This is a genomic window from Nosocomiicoccus sp. HMSC059G07 (assembly GCF_001815515.1).
In the GTDB taxonomy this organism is placed as follows: Bacteria; Bacillota; Bacilli; order Staphylococcales; family Salinicoccaceae; genus Nosocomiicoccus; species Nosocomiicoccus ampullae_A.
In genome coordinates this window covers 1-16110 of record NZ_KV820865.1, presented here as the reverse complement: position 1 = coordinate 16110, position 16110 = coordinate 1, and the positions used below count along the sequence as shown (strand labels likewise).

Genomic DNA, 16110 nt, shown 5'->3' with positions numbered 1-16110 from the left:
TTTGTCGTTTAGACTCTGCTTCTTTTAACGAACGTTCATGAAGATTAACAGAATTCGTTAGTTTAGTGATTTTCTCTTCTAACGCTGTATAATCATTTAGTCCAGTCTCCGCAATAAATGATTCTTTCGTTTGTGTAAGATTTTTTAACGATTCATTTTTATATGTGAGTGCCTCACTTGTTTTTAATCGTGAATCTTTAAGCTCGTTAATATCACTCATTAACTTCTCTTTACGTTCTAACTGTTCGCTCACATTTTTAAGCTGTTCATCAATATTTTGAAGTTTGAATTCTAACTTAGAAAAGTCTTCTCTTAACTGATCACCATCATATTTAACATCACTAATATTTGACTCCGCCGCTTCTATATGAATCGTCAAACGATCAATATCTTTAGTGCACTCATTTTCTCGATTCATTAATTCAGTTAACCTGTCTTTTGTTTCAGCATCCATCACTTCTTTATGTTCTGGATACGTTTCGACAACTGTTTGACAGACTGGACACGGCTGACCAATTTCTAAATGAGACAGTAAATGATTGATCGCGTCATTTGTTTCGAGTGAAATATCATTAAATTGTTTAACTATACTTTCTTTATCTTTAATGACTATAGCTAAGTCTTCAGACAGCTTTTCTTTTTGTTGAATATAAGACTCTAGCTGCTTTATTTTCTTCTCTTCCGCTTTCTGCATTTCAATATCTCGTTTGATATCGTTCATCGCGATTTGAATAGAATGTTTTTCTTCTTTTAAAGTGTTCAGTACATCAATACTCGCGTCGTTCGTTTCTAATTCTTTTTCTTTTAATGAGATGTCACTATTTACTGTTTTAAGTGTGTCTTCAGACTCTTTTATTTCTTCCTCAGTGTTTAAAATAGACGCATCAAGATTTTTATATTGCGCCGTATCATACTTATTTAAAAGTGAAAGATGCTCTCTTTGACGTTCGATCACTGTTTCTTTTTCTTTTAGTGCTTTTATCTCATTCGTAACTAACTCATTCTTTGCCTCTTCACTGTTTAAATCATTCGTTAAAGTCTCTTCTTGTTTCGTTGATTGACGTAGCTTAACCGTTACATTTTTTTCAAGATGAAATACTTCTTTAATTTTAGAGAGTTCATTTACTAATTGTAATGTACGTTCTGTTTCTTTTATTTCATCAGATCGATCGCGTAATTCAGTTAACGCTACGTTTGTTTTATTATATTCAGCTAACCGTTCATTGTGCTGGTGATCTTTTTGTATCTCTTTTAATAACTTTTCAATGTCTAATTCAACAGGCTCTATTTCTTTTTTCTTTTTATTTAACACACGTTTACCTTGTTCAATTCTTTCTTTAAAAGATTTTAATGACGTGTTAAATTCTAAAACTGGTTCATCTGAAACAGATAATAACTGCGTTTCAATTTCTTTATAAAGTAATTGTCTTTTATTGTCTTTATCTTTATATTCTTTATAAATACTTTTGTATACGTCGTTAAAACGCTCCGTGCCAAATAATGTTTTTAAAATTTCTTCTTTATCTTTTGTATTTGCAGTGAGTAACTTTTTAAACTCACCTTGCGGTAACAGTGCAATTTGTCTAAATTGTCTTGCTGACATATGAAGGAGTTCTTCGACATATTTTGACACTTCTTGTAACCCAGATACGATAAGCTCTCCGAAGTCATTATAAATTGCTGCTTGACCTGTCGTTGGATTTTTGTTCGTTCTTTTTTTGTATGTTAATATACGCTCAATTCGGTACTTTTTACCACGATGATAAAAATCTAAATTAACTTTTGACAATTCGTCGTCACTTGCAAACTGGCTTCTTAAAGACTCACCACCTCTACTCTCTGTAGAAGCTGTCGCAAATAATGCATACGTAATCGCATCAAAAATCATAGATTTCCCAGAACCCGTACGCCCTGATATTAAAAATAATGAGTCGTTTAAGCGTGTGAAATCAATCGTTTCGTTTTTATATGGACCGATAAACTCCATCTGTAATTTAATTGGTTTCATCTGTAATCCCTCTTAAATGTTTATTAAACGTTTGAAATTCAAACTCTGTCGGTTCACGACCTGTAAATTTTTCATAAAACAACTTAAAAATTTGATCGTCACTCGTGTTATTCGTGTCTATCTCGATATCATCGTTTTCATAGCGTTCAACTTTGCGAGATAATACGAGCGTGTTTTTATACAGTTGTTTTAATGCTGTCATCGGTTCCGTAAACCCCTCCATATCGATTAACTCAAATTTGATGTATGCGTCTTTATCTTCAATCTCTACTTCACCGGTAATAATATCTTTAAAACTGCCTTTAAAATGGATGAGGTCGTGAAGTAATTCAAATTCGATAAATTCAACTGTGTTCTTATCAGTATCAATCACTTTAAAACCTTTTTTATCGTTCGCTTCATCGAAACTATATTTCATAATCGCACCACTATAAAATGTTCTTTCACTATTAAATGCGTTATGTCGATGTAAATGACCGAGCAACGTAAAATCGAACGGTTCAAAAAGTTTATGGGACACTTCTTCAGTTAAACCGATCGTAATTTTTTCTTCGGATTCTGATTCTTTACTTCCCGATACAAACAAATGACCGACGAGTATATTATTTTCTCGTTTAAAATTGTTTGTAATCTCATCTATCACACGTCGGTATGCTTTTTCGAACGTATCGATCGTGTCGTCATTAAAGTAATGTCTCACTTCAGGTATTTCAATATACGGTAATAAATAAAAATCAACGTCGTTAAACGTGACCGGAGTAAAACAGTTTTCAAGTTCAGTATTTACGTAAAAATGATTCGCTTGAAACCACTCGCTACGTGCGTCGATATATGGTTTACTATCGTGATTTCCACTAATTAACAATATTGGTTTTTTACGTACTAAATTAATTTCTTTTAAATAATAGTTCACGACGTTCATCGCTTCTTGAGACGGTTGTTTTTTATCGTATAAATCTCCTGCAATCACAACCGCGTCCACATCGTTATTGTCTATATATGTTAATAACTGGTCGAGCACATAGCGCTGATCATCAATTAAAGATTGGCGGTTTAAACGTTTCCCGATATGCCAATCTGCTGTATGTAAAATTTTCATAGTAGCACCTCTTTACTCATCATTCTATACGAGTTAGAAACGTTTTAAAAACAAAAAAAAGCCCCGAAGGGCTTTTTGTTAGTTCGATAGATTTTGAAGTGCCATCACTACTTGGTCGAGCTTTCGTTCCATACGGTGCAAGAGGAAGAACGTGATGACGATAGGAAATCCAACATCACTAACGAGTTGTGTAATATCCATTTACACGAGCGTTTCAACGTCTTGAGTGACAATTTTGGCACTCTTTAGACGTACCGGTGCACCGTCTTTTGAAATTAACGCTTTTGAGTCGATAATTTTTTGAGCTTCTAACTCGACTTCCTCTTGAGAGAGTCCTTCTTTAGGTTCATTAATCGTGAAGTTAAATACTCCTTCATATTCTGTTTCAAATTGTAAAATAAGTTTTCTAGACATTTTGTTTCCTCCTTAATTAGTTTACTTCTTCCGTAATGACTTTAAATACGTTGACGTATTTTTCTCCTTTTAAGTTACCGTATGCTTCACTTAATCGTAGTAAAGCATCATTTCCTGTGTGTACTGAAAGACGATTTAACGTACGTGTCTTTAAAACCTCTTTACCAGACATGTCTTCCTCTTCATACACAAACTTTGCTGCTAGTGATTTAATCATGTGTTTCACCTCCTTACACCCTATATATCGTTCTATTTAGAAAAATGGACATAAATATTTTTATTTTCTATAATCTAGTTAAGAGGTGAAGGACGTGTATAGTGATTTTGTCATGTGGATGATCGCTTTATGGGGATTCTTAATGATTGGACTCCTTGCGATTGGTGGATATTTTATGTTTAGAAAATTTTTAAAAGCATTGCCAAGAGAAGATGGATGGTCAGAACTCGATTGGCAAGAGTATTATATAGAACAAGCATTACCATTATGGAACGATGAAGCACGAGAACTGTTAGACGAACTTGTGTCACCTGTACCACAATTATTTAGAGACGTAGCGAAACAAAGAATCGCCGGACGCATTTCAAAAATCGCGTTAGATGAGAAAGTAGATACAATTCATTTAGACCAAATCATGAAAGGTTATATTATCGCAACTCCAAAAAGAGATCACGGTTTTATGAAGAAAAAACTGGACGAGCTAAACATCGACTATAAACCATACGAAAAGCTCTTTGAACTCGCAGACGATGAAAAACAAAAATTCTCTATATTTGAACAAACAGAAGCATTAAAAAAGGTTGAGTAATTTATCATTACTCAACCTTGTTTCTTTTTAAATTGTAAATAATGTAAGACCATCGATGTACGCCATATAACGATCATCGTAAATGCGAGTAGGAAAAACATCCCACCGATTTCACCAGGTGTAATTTCTTGAGATAGAATCGTCTTCATAAATGTACGGATAATTAAAAGTCCGACGAGTATAACTGGAAATAGTTTGGATGCTTTAACGTATAATTCGTCATCTTTTACTTCATACTTCGTCGTAAGTAATAGTGCAAATGAAAATATGATACCAACAATGACTGCTTCAAGTATCAAATGATTATCTAAACGAAAATATGGGAACAAGAACATTAACGCACCCGTTGACATCATAATCGGTGGGATAATAATTTTCTTTAAATGTAGCGGTGTTTTCGTTTCATTATTTCTCCAAAGAATGACGAGTAACCCCATTATAATCGCACCAATCGATGCGAATATAAATAGCGTATCCTCATATTCTTTTAGTAAAGCGAATAATTCATTCATTTAAAACCCTCTAAACTCTCCAAAGTACGGTGATAACCAAATAATAATTTTAGTCAGACCGTCAAAGTATAATAAAATACCCATTAAAATCATAATTACGCCGCCGACTTTCATTAGAATGCCAGAGTATTTAACAATCCAACGTGTACGAGAGACGAAGAAACTTAATATGAAGAACGGTACTGAGAATCCTAAACAATAAATGACCATTAACATTAATGCATTTTCTGGCTCTGCTGCACTCATCGCAAAAATTGCACCGATAATTGGTCCGTTACATGGAGTCCACCCTGCAGCGAACGCCATACCGATTAACACAGATCCTACAAACCCACTCGGTCTATTTTTAAATTCAATTTTTCTATTTTTATTTAAGAAATCGAAGTTTAAAATACCCGTAATAATTAAACCAAATACGATAATTAGTATTGCACCTATTTGTTGGATTAGTTTCGAATATTCGATGAGTATACCACCGAAGAATGATGTACCAAATCCAATTGCGATATAAATGATACTAAACCCAACGAGGAAGAATAACGTATGTAAAATTGCGCGTAAGTTAAAATTACGATTTTGAACTTCATCAAAACTCATCCCAGTAATGTATGAGATAAATGCCGGGAATACCGGTAATACACATGGGGATATAAAACTTAGCACGCCTGCTCCAAATGCTAAGAAAAAAGTAACTTCACTACCCAATTTACTGCCTCCATTTCATATATATTAAGTGTATCATCTAAACGACTGAACTGCTCTATTAACAGTAATATATATATGACAAATTATCAAAATAAAAAGCACGCCTCTTAAATGATTCAAGAGACATGCTTCATATCAGTTATTTTTTAACGTCTTTCATGTTTTTATTCATCATCGACATCATTTGATTAATTTTCTTTTGTGAAGGTTTTTGACCCATCTGCATCATCATCATTCTTAACACGTCTTCGTTAATTGGTGGGTTTTTCTCTAAGTAATCCATCATATACTTTCGTGCCATATAAAAACCAAGTGCTGTACCAGCAATTAGTGCGACGATAACGATTAAAATCCAAATCCAAGTTGCCAAACGACTCACCTCTTTCCAATTTTCAACATTATAATTGTACATGAATTTAAAACTACGTTCAATGCATTTAAAACATCCTGTACAGTGTACAGGATGTTTGTATTAGTCTTCTAAAATAATATTTACTAAGTTATCGACTGTGTAGCCGTATTTTTCCATTACGTAATCTCCAGGCGCACTTGCACCGAATGTGTCGATCGTTAAGTACTTACCGTCAAGACCGACAAATCGTGCCCACCCGATACTCGCTGCCATTTCTACAGCTGTTCTATTTTCGATATGTTTATTTAATACGCTATCGATATACGCTTTACCTTGTTTAAAGAATGTTTCAGTATCTGGTAATGATACGACTTTAATGTTTACGTCTTTTTCTTTTAAAACTTTTGCCGCTTCAATCGCAAGTGCAACTTCACTACCTGTCGCAAACACAATTGCGTCGTCTCCATTATCATACGCAACGTATCCACCACGTTTTACCCCTTCAGCGAGCGTCCCTTTGTCGATATCTAACGCTTCGACGTCTTGACGCGTTAATACGAGTGCGGTTGGAGTATCTTTAGATTCAACTGCACGTTTCCAAGCTTCACGTGTTTCGTTACCGTCAGCAGGACGAATGACGTTTAAGTTTGGAATTGCACGAAGTCCAGCGAGTTGTTCGATCGGTTCGTGTGTTGGTCCGTCTTCACCGACTGCGATTGAGTCATGTGTAAACACGTATGTGACTGGTAACTGCATTAACGCACTTAAACGTACCGCTGGTTTTAAGTAGTCACTAAATACAAAGAATGTACCGACGTATGGTAAAATTGCACCATGTGCTGCCATACCGTTCGCTGCAGCTGCCATCGCAAATTCTCTTACACCAAACCAAATATTACGTCCGCTGTAATTACCTGGTAAAAATGCTTCTTCAGCATTAACTAGTGTTTTATTTGATGATGCTAAGTCAGCTGCTCCACCGAATAACGTTGGTATGTTTTCTGATAGTTTTTGAATGACGTCACTTGAACTGCCACGTGTCGCTTTTTTAGAGCCTACTTCGTATACTGGTAAGTTCATGTCATAATCCACTGGTAATTTACCGTTAATTGCATCTACTAACGTATTGTATAAATCTTCATTGCTCGCTTTATATTCTTCCATTAAAGCGTTCCATTCGTTCTCTAACTCTTCACCACGTTTGTTTAACGTTTCGTTAAAGCGCTCATATACGCTATCATCTACGTGGAATGACTTTGTGTGGTCTAAACCATAATGATCAAACGCACTCTTTCTTTCATCTTCACCGATTGGCGCACCGTGTGAATCACTTTTACCTTGTTTGTTTGGTGAACCATATCCAATAATTGTTTTTACTTCAATTAATGACGGCTTATCTGAAGATTTTGCGTTTTCAATCGCTTGACTGATTGCTTCTAAGTCGTTACCGTCTTTTACGATATGATAATCCCAGTTATATGCTTTAAAACGACCTTCAATATTCTCAGAGAAACTCATATCTAAATCACCGTCGAGTGAAATATCGTTAGAGTCATATAATACGATTAACTTATCAAGCGCTAAATGCCCGGCAAGTGATGCAGCCTCATGTGAAATACCTTCCATTAAGTCACCGTCACTCGCTAGTACGTACGTATAGTGATCGATAACGTTATGTTCTTTCGTATTAAACTTAGCTGCTAAATGAGCTTCAGCCATCGCCATACCAACACTCATTGCGAAACCTTGGCCAAGAGGACCTGTTGTAATTTCTACTCCGTCAGTATGCTTAAACTCTGGGTGTCCTGGTGTTTTTGATTCGTATTGACGGAATTCTTTAATGTCGTCCATAGAGATTACACCAGAAAAATGAAGTAAGCTGTATAACAGCATGCTTCCATGTCCCGCACTTAAGATGAATCTGTCTCTATTAAACCAGTTTACAGATTTACTATTAAAGTTTAAGTGGTCTTTCCATAACGCATACGCCATCGGTGCAGCCCCCATCGGAAGTCCTGGGTGTCCTGAATTTGCTTTCTCAATTGCATCGATAGACAATGCACGGATTGAATTGACAACTAATTGGTCTGTTTGATCAAAAGTCATAGTCATTTAAATCTCCTTAATTATTTCTTCTTCTTTTTTGAATGTCTTTTACTTTTTGAGGTGTAACATCGTTACCCTCTGGATCAATCACTGTCGCATTTTCAATTTGCGATCTAAAGCTACTTCTAAAGTTTTCTAAATACTCTTTTCTTAGTGCATTCAGTTCTTCAAGATCATCTTTAGTAATCTTTTCTTCACGCTTTAACTTCGCTAAATGGTTCAGTCGTTTTAATTTTTTATCATCTAACATGATGACTCATCCTTTCTACTTAAATTTACCATAAAAAAACGCATTCGGCTATATTGCCGATGCGCAAATATCATATATTATCTGTTTAATGTTTTACTTGCGAATTCAAGTGTATCGTTCGTATCACTGTTCGCTATTTGATCTTGTACAAAAAATGCTGCTTGTGATGACCCGAATACATGATCGAGGTCATAAAGTGGTGCATGTATATAAAAATCTATTAAAAAGTAAATGCTTAACGTGATAAGTAAAGCTGTAATCGCAAGTATTGTAATTTGTTCTTGTTTAACCATGTTTCATCTCTCCCGAACATTTGTTTGTACTATCATGTTAATAGAACACGTGTTCGTTGTCAAGAGATTACGAACAAATGTTTGTACTCAGAATATACATATGCTAAAATTGAGTTAACTCAATATCGGAGGAAATATTATGGAACAATTAACCGCTCGTCAAAAAGAAGTACTTCAATATATTAAGCAATGTGTAAACGAACAAGGGTACCCACCGAGTGTCCGTGAAATTGGGAATGCGATTGGTTTACAATCGAGCTCTACTGTCCATGGGCATTTAAGTAAATTAGAAGAAAAAGGCTACATTAAACGAAATCCAACAAAACCTCGTGCAATTGAAATTGTTGGTAATGAGTTTGAAGAAAAAGTAGCTGTCATTCATGCACCAGTACTCGGTAAAGTTACTGCTGGGTTACCGATCACTGCTGTTGAAAACGTCGAAGAATACTTCCCACTTCCAGAACATTTAACTGCTGGACATAATAGTGAGGTATTCCTACTTACAGTTGTCGGAGATAGTATGATCGAAGCAGGAATTCATGACGGAGATAAAGTCATCGTTAGAAAGCAGAATATCGCACATAACGGGGAAATTATCGTTGCGATGAACGATGAAAACGAAGCGACAGTAAAACGTTTCTATAAAGAAAAAGGCTACTATAGACTGCAACCAGAAAATAGTACGATGGATCCAATTATTTTAGATTCAGTCACAGTACTTGGTAAAGTAATTGGTCTATATAGAGAGTTATAATTTTTATTAAGATAAACATTGTTTTCAATGTTTATCTCAGGCTGTAGACAAAGTCTCAAATGAGATGACGTTTACAGCCTTTTTTATAAAATATAATTTACTTCTACGGTAGTTTCTTAATCACTGTAACTAAATTTTTTAAAATATAATATTAAAACTATTAATTGTAGAAAATAAACTATGACAGAAACATAAAAATGCAATGTATTGTCTTCAAATATATATTCATCCATTAATTCTCCAGATGTAAAATTTAATAATATACATATTATAGTTAATGTTAATGTGCCTATAAGAATAATTATAGATCCATCATTCTTTTTATTTGTATACAAATAAGTTATAGTCCCCACTGAATTTAGTATTATGATAAAATATATAAGTGAAAAAACATTATAAGTTAGCATATTTATTCCTCTTTTCATTTTAAATGATATAATTCATTATAATAAATCAATTTAATTAATCAATTAAAAGAGGGTTACTTCAAATTAATATAAAAGGGAGTTTTTTTATTTGTAAGTATTAAAAAATTTAATACATCTAAAAGAAAACAAAATTCATTTATTATAATGTAACGCAAAAATATATGGTTGTACTTCAGGAGGAAAGAATATAATTACAAATATATTTAGATATAAATCATATTATATTAAGGTACCTCAATTCATATATTATTTTAAAGATGAAGTAGATAATTCTCCTCATAATAATAGTAGACCGGATTATAAACTAAAAAGGAAAAATGAATATGAAAGATATACTTTTAAAAAATAAAAAATTTGTCATTATTACTTTTATTCTTACTCTATTTACATCTATATTGACTGTTTCTGTTCCTATTGTATTATCTAATATTTTTAATAATGATTATAAGATTAATACTTATAATTTTACACTGCTTATTGTATTTATGTTTGCTACATATGCAATTCAAATTTTAATGGTAATTATACGAGAGAATTTTGCATTAAAATTTAATGTTGATTATTCTAAGGAGTTATATTCAAAGCTATTTAATATGAAATACGATTCAATATTAAATCAAGGTTCATCCTATTTAATTGATCGTATTGCTCAAGTTGTTAATAACTTATATCTATTTTTAATCAATAGTCTGGTAGGTATTATAAGCAATATAATAATACTCATTGTTTCTCTTACACTTATTGGTTTTATAAATATCTACCTTTTTCTAATGCTATTATCTCTAGTTCCTATCAATTATTTAGGCTATAAATTTATTAATAAAAAACTCCATGAAAAAAGTAAAATTATGCAAGAAGAAACATCTTCAGGCTACAAAGATTTAATAGCTGTTTTTAAAAATATTGATATGGTTAAACAAGAAAGTGATTATAAAAGAATAGAAAATTTAATCTCTCCGTCAATTTATAGAATATACGACTCAATGGCAAACGTAAATAAGTTTGGTCAGAGTAGAAGTTTAATTATCAAATTAATCAATAGTTTTGTTCAGAATCTAATGTTTCTTGTCTTAGCTTACTTAATATTTACAGGAAAAACACAAATAGGAGATTTAGTCGTTGCAAGTGTCGTGGTTCCAATATTTTTTACTGCACTTCAAGGATTCACAAATGTAAACTTAGAATATAGAGATTTAATAGTATCAAAAGAATTTGTAAATGAATGTATTATTAATGAACAAGAAGAACAAAAGGATTTTAACATAAAAAGTATTAAATCTATATATTTTGGTAAAGTTGAATTCGATATTGCTAATAAAAAGATTTCTCATAAAATAAATACAACTTTTTCTCCTGGGGACATCATCTATGTAGATGGTCCTTCAGGGTCAGGAAAAAGTAGTTTAATGAAAGCTTTATTAAAGTTCAGAGATTCTACAGGTATATGTATCAACGACTATAACTTAGAAGATATAAACACTCTATCTTTAAGAAGTCATATGTTCTATTTATCTCAAGAAAATGCTATTTTACCGTTTACTTTAAAAGATAACATTCGTTATGGATATGAGAATGATAATTATAATTGGAATAATTTAAAGGATTCTGAATTAATGAAATCTATTCTGAATAATCACGACTTAGACGATAAATTATTAGATCAAGGTAATAATTTATCTGGTGGAGAGAAACAAAGAGTAATGCTGGCTAGATTGTTAATAGAAGATTATGATGTTGTGATATTAGATGAAGTGACTAGTAATATCGATAAAAAATCACAAAATATTATCTTAAATACAGTACTTAATAACATGAAAAATAAAATAGTATTTATCATTTCTCATGATTTATCAGTTAAAGAATTTTGTAATAAAGAAATTAAAATTAATCACAATTAATTATTTTAAATTATATTATGAAAGATATGTTTTAATAGTCGACTAAATTAGATTTAATATCTTAAATACTAAAGACTCTCTTACTCTAAAAAGTAAGGGAGTCCTTAGTAAACTCTAAATTACTACAAATATTTTTATTATTTTTGTTAGGATTTATCTTAAATGAAATAAAACCGTATCTTCTACCATCTTTTTTCTTATAATTCCCCTCTGAGTTATGTCCAACAAATTGTCCCTTATTCACCATACATAAACGGCATTATTTCTCTCGTCTTGTCGGATAAATTCTTTACATAAATTAAATATTCTCTTACTTTAGTCGGATCTTTCATCATATTATCTACCAACTGAAATAAACATTGTTTTCAATGTTTATCTCAAGCTGTAGACAAAGTCTCATATGAGATGACGTTTACAGCTTTTTTACAACTTATATGTAAGCTTAGAAAAGACGAACCTATTTTAAATTCTGAAAACGGTTCGTCTACATTCTGATAGCACTCTATAGAGCGCCTTGCTTTAGTAATAGTTATAAATCATTAACTCTTTTAAATCGCCTATATAAAATTCATTAATTGTTTGTGTCATCATGTTAATATCTGTTTCTAATAATTTAAACTCATCATCTACTAATAAATAATCAAGTGCTCCTTCTAACGTATGGTAGAAACTTAATTTTATAGACAAAAAACAATAACATAAATAGTATTTGTACATATATAATTATACCGAGTAAATGAACTTTAAAGCAATAAAAAACGGCCGTTTAATGAGTATTATAAAATTCGTTCATTAAACGGTCGTTTTATGTTCATTATATTAAAAAACAGATAATATAAAACTAACTTTAAAAATCTAAGATAGACCTCAAAAAGAAAGGAAGCATAAACATTATTTATGCTTCCTTTCTTTTTGTTTTTGATGACGTATCTGTCCGTCGATAATTCTTTTATTTTCTAAATATCGTTCATAGTAATCTTCGCTAATATCGCCTTCATTTATTGCTTTCTTTACAGCACAACCGGGTTCATGTGAATGTGTACAATCTCTAAATTTACAGTATTTAGATAACTCCATAATGTCAGAAAAAAGAATGGACTCATCTACAGAATGTATCGCATTAATTGTTTTAAAACCTGGAGTATCTATGATATATGCATTTAACAAGTCATTATATAGCATTTGAGTATGTGTTGTAGTATGTTTACCTTTCCCATCCGTACGCACTGATTGCGTGTATTGATTGTCTTGACTGAATAAATTATTAAATAACGTTGACTTTCCTACTCCTGAAGCTCCTAATAAAATAGAAATTGAATTTTTCTGAATTAATTGTTTAAAGTCTTCAATATTATCAGCATTAAAATTAGACAATAAAAAGATATTTAATTCTGGATAAAACTTATTTATTTCTTTACGAATACTTTCTGTCTTATCTCTATAATCTGCTTTAGTGATAACAATATTTAAATGAATATCTTTCTTTTTAAAAGTTAAAATATATCTTTCTAATTTACCAATTGTAAACTTTTGATCTGCTGCAATAAGTATAAATACGTTGTCAACATTAGTTGCTAGTATTTGTTCTTTACTTTTATCATGATACGACTTCATTGTTGTACTTGCTTCTTTAGAAACCACATTTCTACGCTTTAATACTTCTACAATATAGTGTTCATCATCTAAATTCACAACATGAACAAAATCCCCAACGAATACTTGATCGCTAGAAATTTGGTTTACTGCCATTACTTTTCTATATATATTATTATTTAAGTATATATCATAGTAATGACCATACTTTACAATAACTCTTCCGACTTTATTTATATCTAAATCATTTTCATTCGAATATTCACGAATACCGTAATCCATATATTCACCATCTTCTTACTAATAAATTTTACGTCCCATAATGCACTTTAAAATATTTTACAAGTAATAAATAGTATCTAATCTGCTTTTTATGTCATCTGTTAAGTGATGCGATATTATTATCACTGTTTTATTACTATTTAAAATATCTTCCTCTATAATAGAAGCACTTTCTTTATCTAAAGCGGATGTGCCTTCATCAAATAATATAATCTCTGTATCTCTAATTAACGATCTCGCATATGCAATTTTCTGTTTTTGTCCACCAGATAAAATATTTTCATTAATGATATAACTCGAGACATCCTTATCTATTGTCCATTCACTTAATCCAACTTTATCCATCAAATTAGCAATATCTATTTGGTTATTAGTGTTTGAAATATCAATATTCTCTAATAATGTGCCAACTATAATCGGAGATTTTTGTTCAAGGTATGTAAATTTATTCACCCAGGAATCTTTTGAAAATGTTTTTACATCTTTTCCATCAACTGTTATTGCGCCATCATAATCATTTATGAATCCCATCAACAGCTTCAAAATCGTTGATTTTCCCGATCCAGATGGCCCTACTAACGCATACTTTTTACCAGGCTCAAATTTTAAATTCACATTATCAAGCACAACTTCATCATCATATTTAAAGCTAACATTTGAAAATTCAATGCCTTGTGAAATAGTTAATAGTTCTTCCTTATTATTTACTCTTCTCTTACTTTTGAAAAACTTCTCAAATATTGGTTGCGTTGTTTTTAACTCTACATAGTTTGAACTAATCCCCATCAAACTAGTAAAAATAGTTGCAGAAAAATATTGTGCTGCTGTAATCGTACCAATTGGAGCGATATTTTTAAAAAATAACAATGCAGCAACTAGTAAAATAGCCACTTGACTTATTAAACTAACAAAATTATTAGTACCATACATATATCCAGTTAAAGTGGCTAAAGATATTTTTTTATTCGCCAATTTTAATGATTCTTTTTCAAATTTTTCAACGAGTATTTTTTCATTATTTGTACTATAATACAAATCGTATTTATCGAATATATCATTAGAATAATTCGTGAATTTTTCATTTGCATTTGATACTTCATTAATTTTTCTATTCATTGATTTACTAAAAAATTTAGGTGTGATAATCATAATAATGGCAAAGAAAAAAACCGCTATGTTTAAAGTGTAATGAAATGAGAAAAGAGCGATACTACTAAAAGTTATCGTAAAAATTTGAGTGATAATCATTTGTAAAGTTGCATACCCATAATCATTAATCATATTAATATCATTTGTCATCCAAGAGGTATACTCTCCACTACTTTTTTGATGAAAATCTTGATATTCAATATTTCCTAAATGTTCTGCAATATCAATACGTATCTGAGTATTCATTTTCTGAACGACTTTTGTGTAATACCATGAATCTAAATGAATCTGAAGAGACCAAATAATAAGAGAGACTATCATGATTAATATCCACATGTAGAACTTTTTTACTTCATAATTTGCTAAACTTGTTAGCGCATAGGAACTAGAAATGCCCCAAGAAGTTAAAGTCAACGATCCAAGTGCTATAAAACATAGCATAAAAAAATTTTCTTTTTTAAAAAGTTTAATGTAATTAAAAATAAACGTTTTACTAAAATCCAAATACTTCATCTCCTACAAATCTTTTATTAAAGTAATTTCGAAAATAAATCATTAATACCCCTCCTCGACAATATAATAAAGAAAAATCATTTTTATCCACATATATAGATGTAGTCACTTCCGCATCCAGTATACGCTACCATCTCTAAAAAGATGAACTGGGAAGTTATTGATATTTTAATTTCTATGTTAAAAAATGTAGTTTCTTTTAAACCTAATTTTTCATTAGTATTACTTCTTACATAGAGATTACTCTATTGACAGATTAATGTAAACCCTTACTTTCAGTTCTTTCTATCAGCTCACCATCTTTCATTTTCTTTTTTCAGGTCCTAATATAAAATAAATATGTTCAATTTTATCTTGATTAAATTTTAATCCTACTTCATCATTATCTACTGCATACACTACATTTGGTATCTTTCCTGTATTTTGACCAACTTCTAAAATTTGTTCGTTTTATGTACATAATAAAATAGTAATCAGTATTATAAACCTAATAAATAAACAATTTAATAATTAATGTTATATGAAGATGATAGATATAATGGTAGATATCGTAAAAGGGGAAATATTTAATTTAGAAGTCAAATAGCTTGAACATTGCAAGTCACTAATATAAATTGTATAATATAAATAACAAAAATTAGTTCCATGGCTTCACCAAAGCCCTCGCTACTCGCAATAGTGAGGGCTTTTTTATGGTGTTGGCTATTGTCGCCTATTTATCATTGCGATTACGTAACCAATACGCAAAGTACGCAACGATACCCCCAACAATAATAGGGGCAATGATGTTAACAAAAATTAATTCCATGGTGTTTCACCTCCTTCCTGGTAAATATTCGCCAGGAAGTTACGGCGACTATATTATTATAACAATTAAATTCTATATGAGAAGTAAACAGATGAGTAATACTGTCTACTTTTTATTTCACAAAAGAAAACAATATGTAG

General features: G+C 31.3%; 18 protein-coding genes. 3 read left to right on the top strand and 15 right to left on the bottom strand.

Translation table 11 applies throughout. From position 1 onward, the window contains the following. The 5 genes from HMPREF3029_RS09470 to HMPREF3029_RS06815 all read right to left on the bottom strand — a co-directional run. Window positions 1–2008, bottom strand: a 2008-nt coding sequence (locus tag HMPREF3029_RS09470; protein ID WP_168165515.1) for an AAA family ATPase, incomplete at its 3' end; no start/stop codon positions are given. Next, window positions 1995–3107: an exonuclease SbcCD subunit D gene (locus tag HMPREF3029_RS06825; protein ID WP_070710243.1), complete on the bottom strand. Its 1113-nt coding sequence runs from the start codon at window positions 3105–3107 to the stop codon at window positions 1995–1997. The genes HMPREF3029_RS06825 and HMPREF3029_RS09470, both read right to left, overlap by 14 nt. A 78-nt stretch (window positions 3108–3185) precedes the next feature. Further along, a complete protein-coding gene (locus tag HMPREF3029_RS09150) occupies window positions 3186–3308 on the bottom strand; it encodes a YvrJ family protein (protein WP_179853813.1) in 123 nt (40 codons plus the stop codon). Further along, window positions 3309–3521, bottom strand: coding sequence for a DUF2922 domain-containing protein (locus HMPREF3029_RS06820; RefSeq protein WP_068128107.1), 213 nt, complete (start codon window positions 3519–3521; stop codon window positions 3309–3311). It abuts the gene before it with no gap. A gap of 16 nt (window positions 3522–3537) precedes the next feature. Then, entirely contained in the window at window positions 3538–3738 is a 201-nt protein-coding gene (locus tag HMPREF3029_RS06815; RefSeq protein WP_040928821.1) for a DUF1659 domain-containing protein, read from the bottom strand. A 112-nt stretch (window positions 3739–3850) separates the two neighbouring features. Between HMPREF3029_RS06815 and HMPREF3029_RS06810 the strand changes: the two genes are divergently transcribed. After that, on the top strand, window positions 3851–4327 hold the full coding sequence (locus HMPREF3029_RS06810) for a DUF2621 family protein (protein WP_040928822.1): 477 nt from the start codon (window positions 3851–3853) through the stop codon (window positions 4325–4327). 11 nt (window positions 4328–4338) lie between these two features. Here the strand turns inward: HMPREF3029_RS06810 and HMPREF3029_RS06805 are convergent, their stop codons facing one another. From HMPREF3029_RS06805 to HMPREF3029_RS06780, 6 genes are all read right to left on the bottom strand, one after another. Beyond that, window positions 4339–4839: a CcdC family protein gene (locus HMPREF3029_RS06805; protein WP_070710242.1), complete on the bottom strand. Its 501-nt coding sequence runs from the start codon at window positions 4837–4839 to the stop codon at window positions 4339–4341. After that, window positions 4840–5544 (bottom strand): cytochrome c biogenesis CcdA family protein, encoded by a 705-nt coding sequence (locus HMPREF3029_RS06800; RefSeq protein WP_070710241.1) that lies wholly within the window; start codon window positions 5542–5544, stop codon window positions 4840–4842. Window positions 5545–5683: 139 nt separating this feature from the next. Beyond that, window positions 5684–5914, bottom strand: coding sequence for a YneF family protein (locus HMPREF3029_RS06795; protein ID WP_040928824.1), 231 nt, complete (start codon window positions 5912–5914; stop codon window positions 5684–5686). Window positions 5915–6016: 102 nt separating this feature from the next. Continuing rightward, a complete protein-coding gene (tkt, locus tag HMPREF3029_RS06790; protein WP_070710285.1) occupies window positions 6017–8002 on the bottom strand; it encodes a transketolase in 1986 nt (661 codons plus the stop codon). Window positions 8003–8018: 16 nt separating this feature from the next. Next, complete coding sequence (locus tag HMPREF3029_RS06785; RefSeq protein ID WP_371327386.1) at window positions 8019–8255, bottom strand: DUF896 domain-containing protein; 237 nt, start codon at window positions 8253–8255, stop codon at window positions 8019–8021. Window positions 8256–8329: 74 nt separating this feature from the next. Then, window positions 8330–8545, bottom strand: a complete 216-nt coding sequence (locus HMPREF3029_RS06780) for a hypothetical protein (RefSeq protein ID WP_040928827.1) — start codon at window positions 8543–8545, stop codon at window positions 8330–8332. A gap of 139 nt (window positions 8546–8684) precedes the next feature. Between HMPREF3029_RS06780 and lexA the strand changes: the two genes are divergently transcribed. Together lexA and HMPREF3029_RS06765 are read left to right on the top strand one after the other, a co-directional pair. Then, window positions 8685–9299 carry a transcriptional repressor LexA gene (gene lexA / locus HMPREF3029_RS06775; RefSeq protein ID WP_068128094.1) on the top strand — a complete coding sequence of 205 codons (615 nt, stop codon included), beginning with the start codon at window positions 8685–8687 and terminating at the stop codon, window positions 9297–9299. Window positions 9300–10050: 751 nt separating this feature from the next. Then, a complete protein-coding gene (locus HMPREF3029_RS06765; protein WP_070623957.1) occupies window positions 10051–11625 on the top strand; it encodes an ATP-binding cassette domain-containing protein in 1575 nt (524 codons plus the stop codon). A 519-nt stretch (window positions 11626–12144) separates the two neighbouring features. Here HMPREF3029_RS06765 and HMPREF3029_RS09465 read toward each other — a convergent pair. From HMPREF3029_RS09465 to HMPREF3029_RS09265, 4 genes are all read right to left on the bottom strand, one after another. Then, window positions 12145–12312, bottom strand: coding sequence for a hypothetical protein (locus tag HMPREF3029_RS09465; RefSeq protein WP_168165514.1), 168 nt, complete (start codon window positions 12310–12312; stop codon window positions 12145–12147). Between the two features lie 204 nt (window positions 12313–12516). Continuing rightward, entirely contained in the window at window positions 12517–13500 is a 984-nt protein-coding gene (rsgA, locus tag HMPREF3029_RS06760; RefSeq protein ID WP_070710240.1) for a ribosome small subunit-dependent GTPase A, read from the bottom strand. A gap of 57 nt (window positions 13501–13557) precedes the next feature. Next, the gene (locus tag HMPREF3029_RS06755) at window positions 13558–15153 is read right to left on the bottom strand and encodes an ABC transporter ATP-binding protein (protein WP_070710239.1); all 1596 of its coding nucleotides are present in this window, start codon (window positions 15151–15153) and stop codon (window positions 13558–13560) included. A 721-nt stretch (window positions 15154–15874) separates the two neighbouring features. Further along, window positions 15875–15970 (bottom strand): type I toxin-antitoxin system Fst family toxin, encoded by a 96-nt coding sequence (locus HMPREF3029_RS09265; protein ID WP_143861279.1) that lies wholly within the window; start codon window positions 15968–15970, stop codon window positions 15875–15877. Window positions 15971–16110 lie beyond the last annotated feature (140 nt).

Bases quoted from the DNA above. Each gene is read 5' to 3' on its own strand.
- HMPREF3029_RS06780 (WP_040928827.1), bottom strand. From the start codon at position 8,545: ATGGTTAAACAAGAACAAATTACAATACTTGCGATTACAGCTTTACTT.
- HMPREF3029_RS06825 (WP_070710243.1), bottom strand. From the start codon at position 3,107: ATGAAAATTTTACATACAGCAGATTGGCATATCGGGAAACGTTTAAAC.
- rsgA (WP_070710240.1), bottom strand. From the start codon at position 13,500: ATGGATTACGGTATTCGTGAATATTCGAATGAAAATGATTTAGATATA.
- HMPREF3029_RS09265 (WP_143861279.1), bottom strand. From the start codon at position 15,970: ATGGAATTAATTTTTGTTAACATCATTGCCCCTATTATTGTTGGGGGT.
- HMPREF3029_RS06820 (WP_068128107.1), bottom strand. From the start codon at position 3,521: ATGTCTAGAAAACTTATTTTACAATTTGAAACAGAATATGAAGGAGTA.
- HMPREF3029_RS06805 (WP_070710242.1), bottom strand. From the start codon at position 4,839: ATGAATGAATTATTCGCTTTACTAAAAGAATATGAGGATACGCTATTT.
- HMPREF3029_RS06815 (WP_040928821.1), bottom strand. From the start codon at position 3,738: ATGATTAAATCACTAGCAGCAAAGTTTGTGTATGAAGAGGAAGACATG.
- HMPREF3029_RS06765 (WP_070623957.1), top strand. From the start codon at position 10,051: ATGAAAGATATACTTTTAAAAAATAAAAAATTTGTCATTATTACTTTT.
- HMPREF3029_RS06810 (WP_040928822.1), top strand. From the start codon at position 3,851: ATGTGGATGATCGCTTTATGGGGATTCTTAATGATTGGACTCCTTGCG.
- HMPREF3029_RS09150 (WP_179853813.1), bottom strand. From the start codon at position 3,308: ATGGATATTACACAACTCGTTAGTGATGTTGGATTTCCTATCGTCATC.
- tkt (WP_070710285.1), bottom strand. From the start codon at position 8,002: ATGACTTTTGATCAAACAGACCAATTAGTTGTCAATTCAATCCGTGCA.
- lexA (WP_068128094.1), top strand. From the start codon at position 8,685: ATGGAACAATTAACCGCTCGTCAAAAAGAAGTACTTCAATATATTAAG.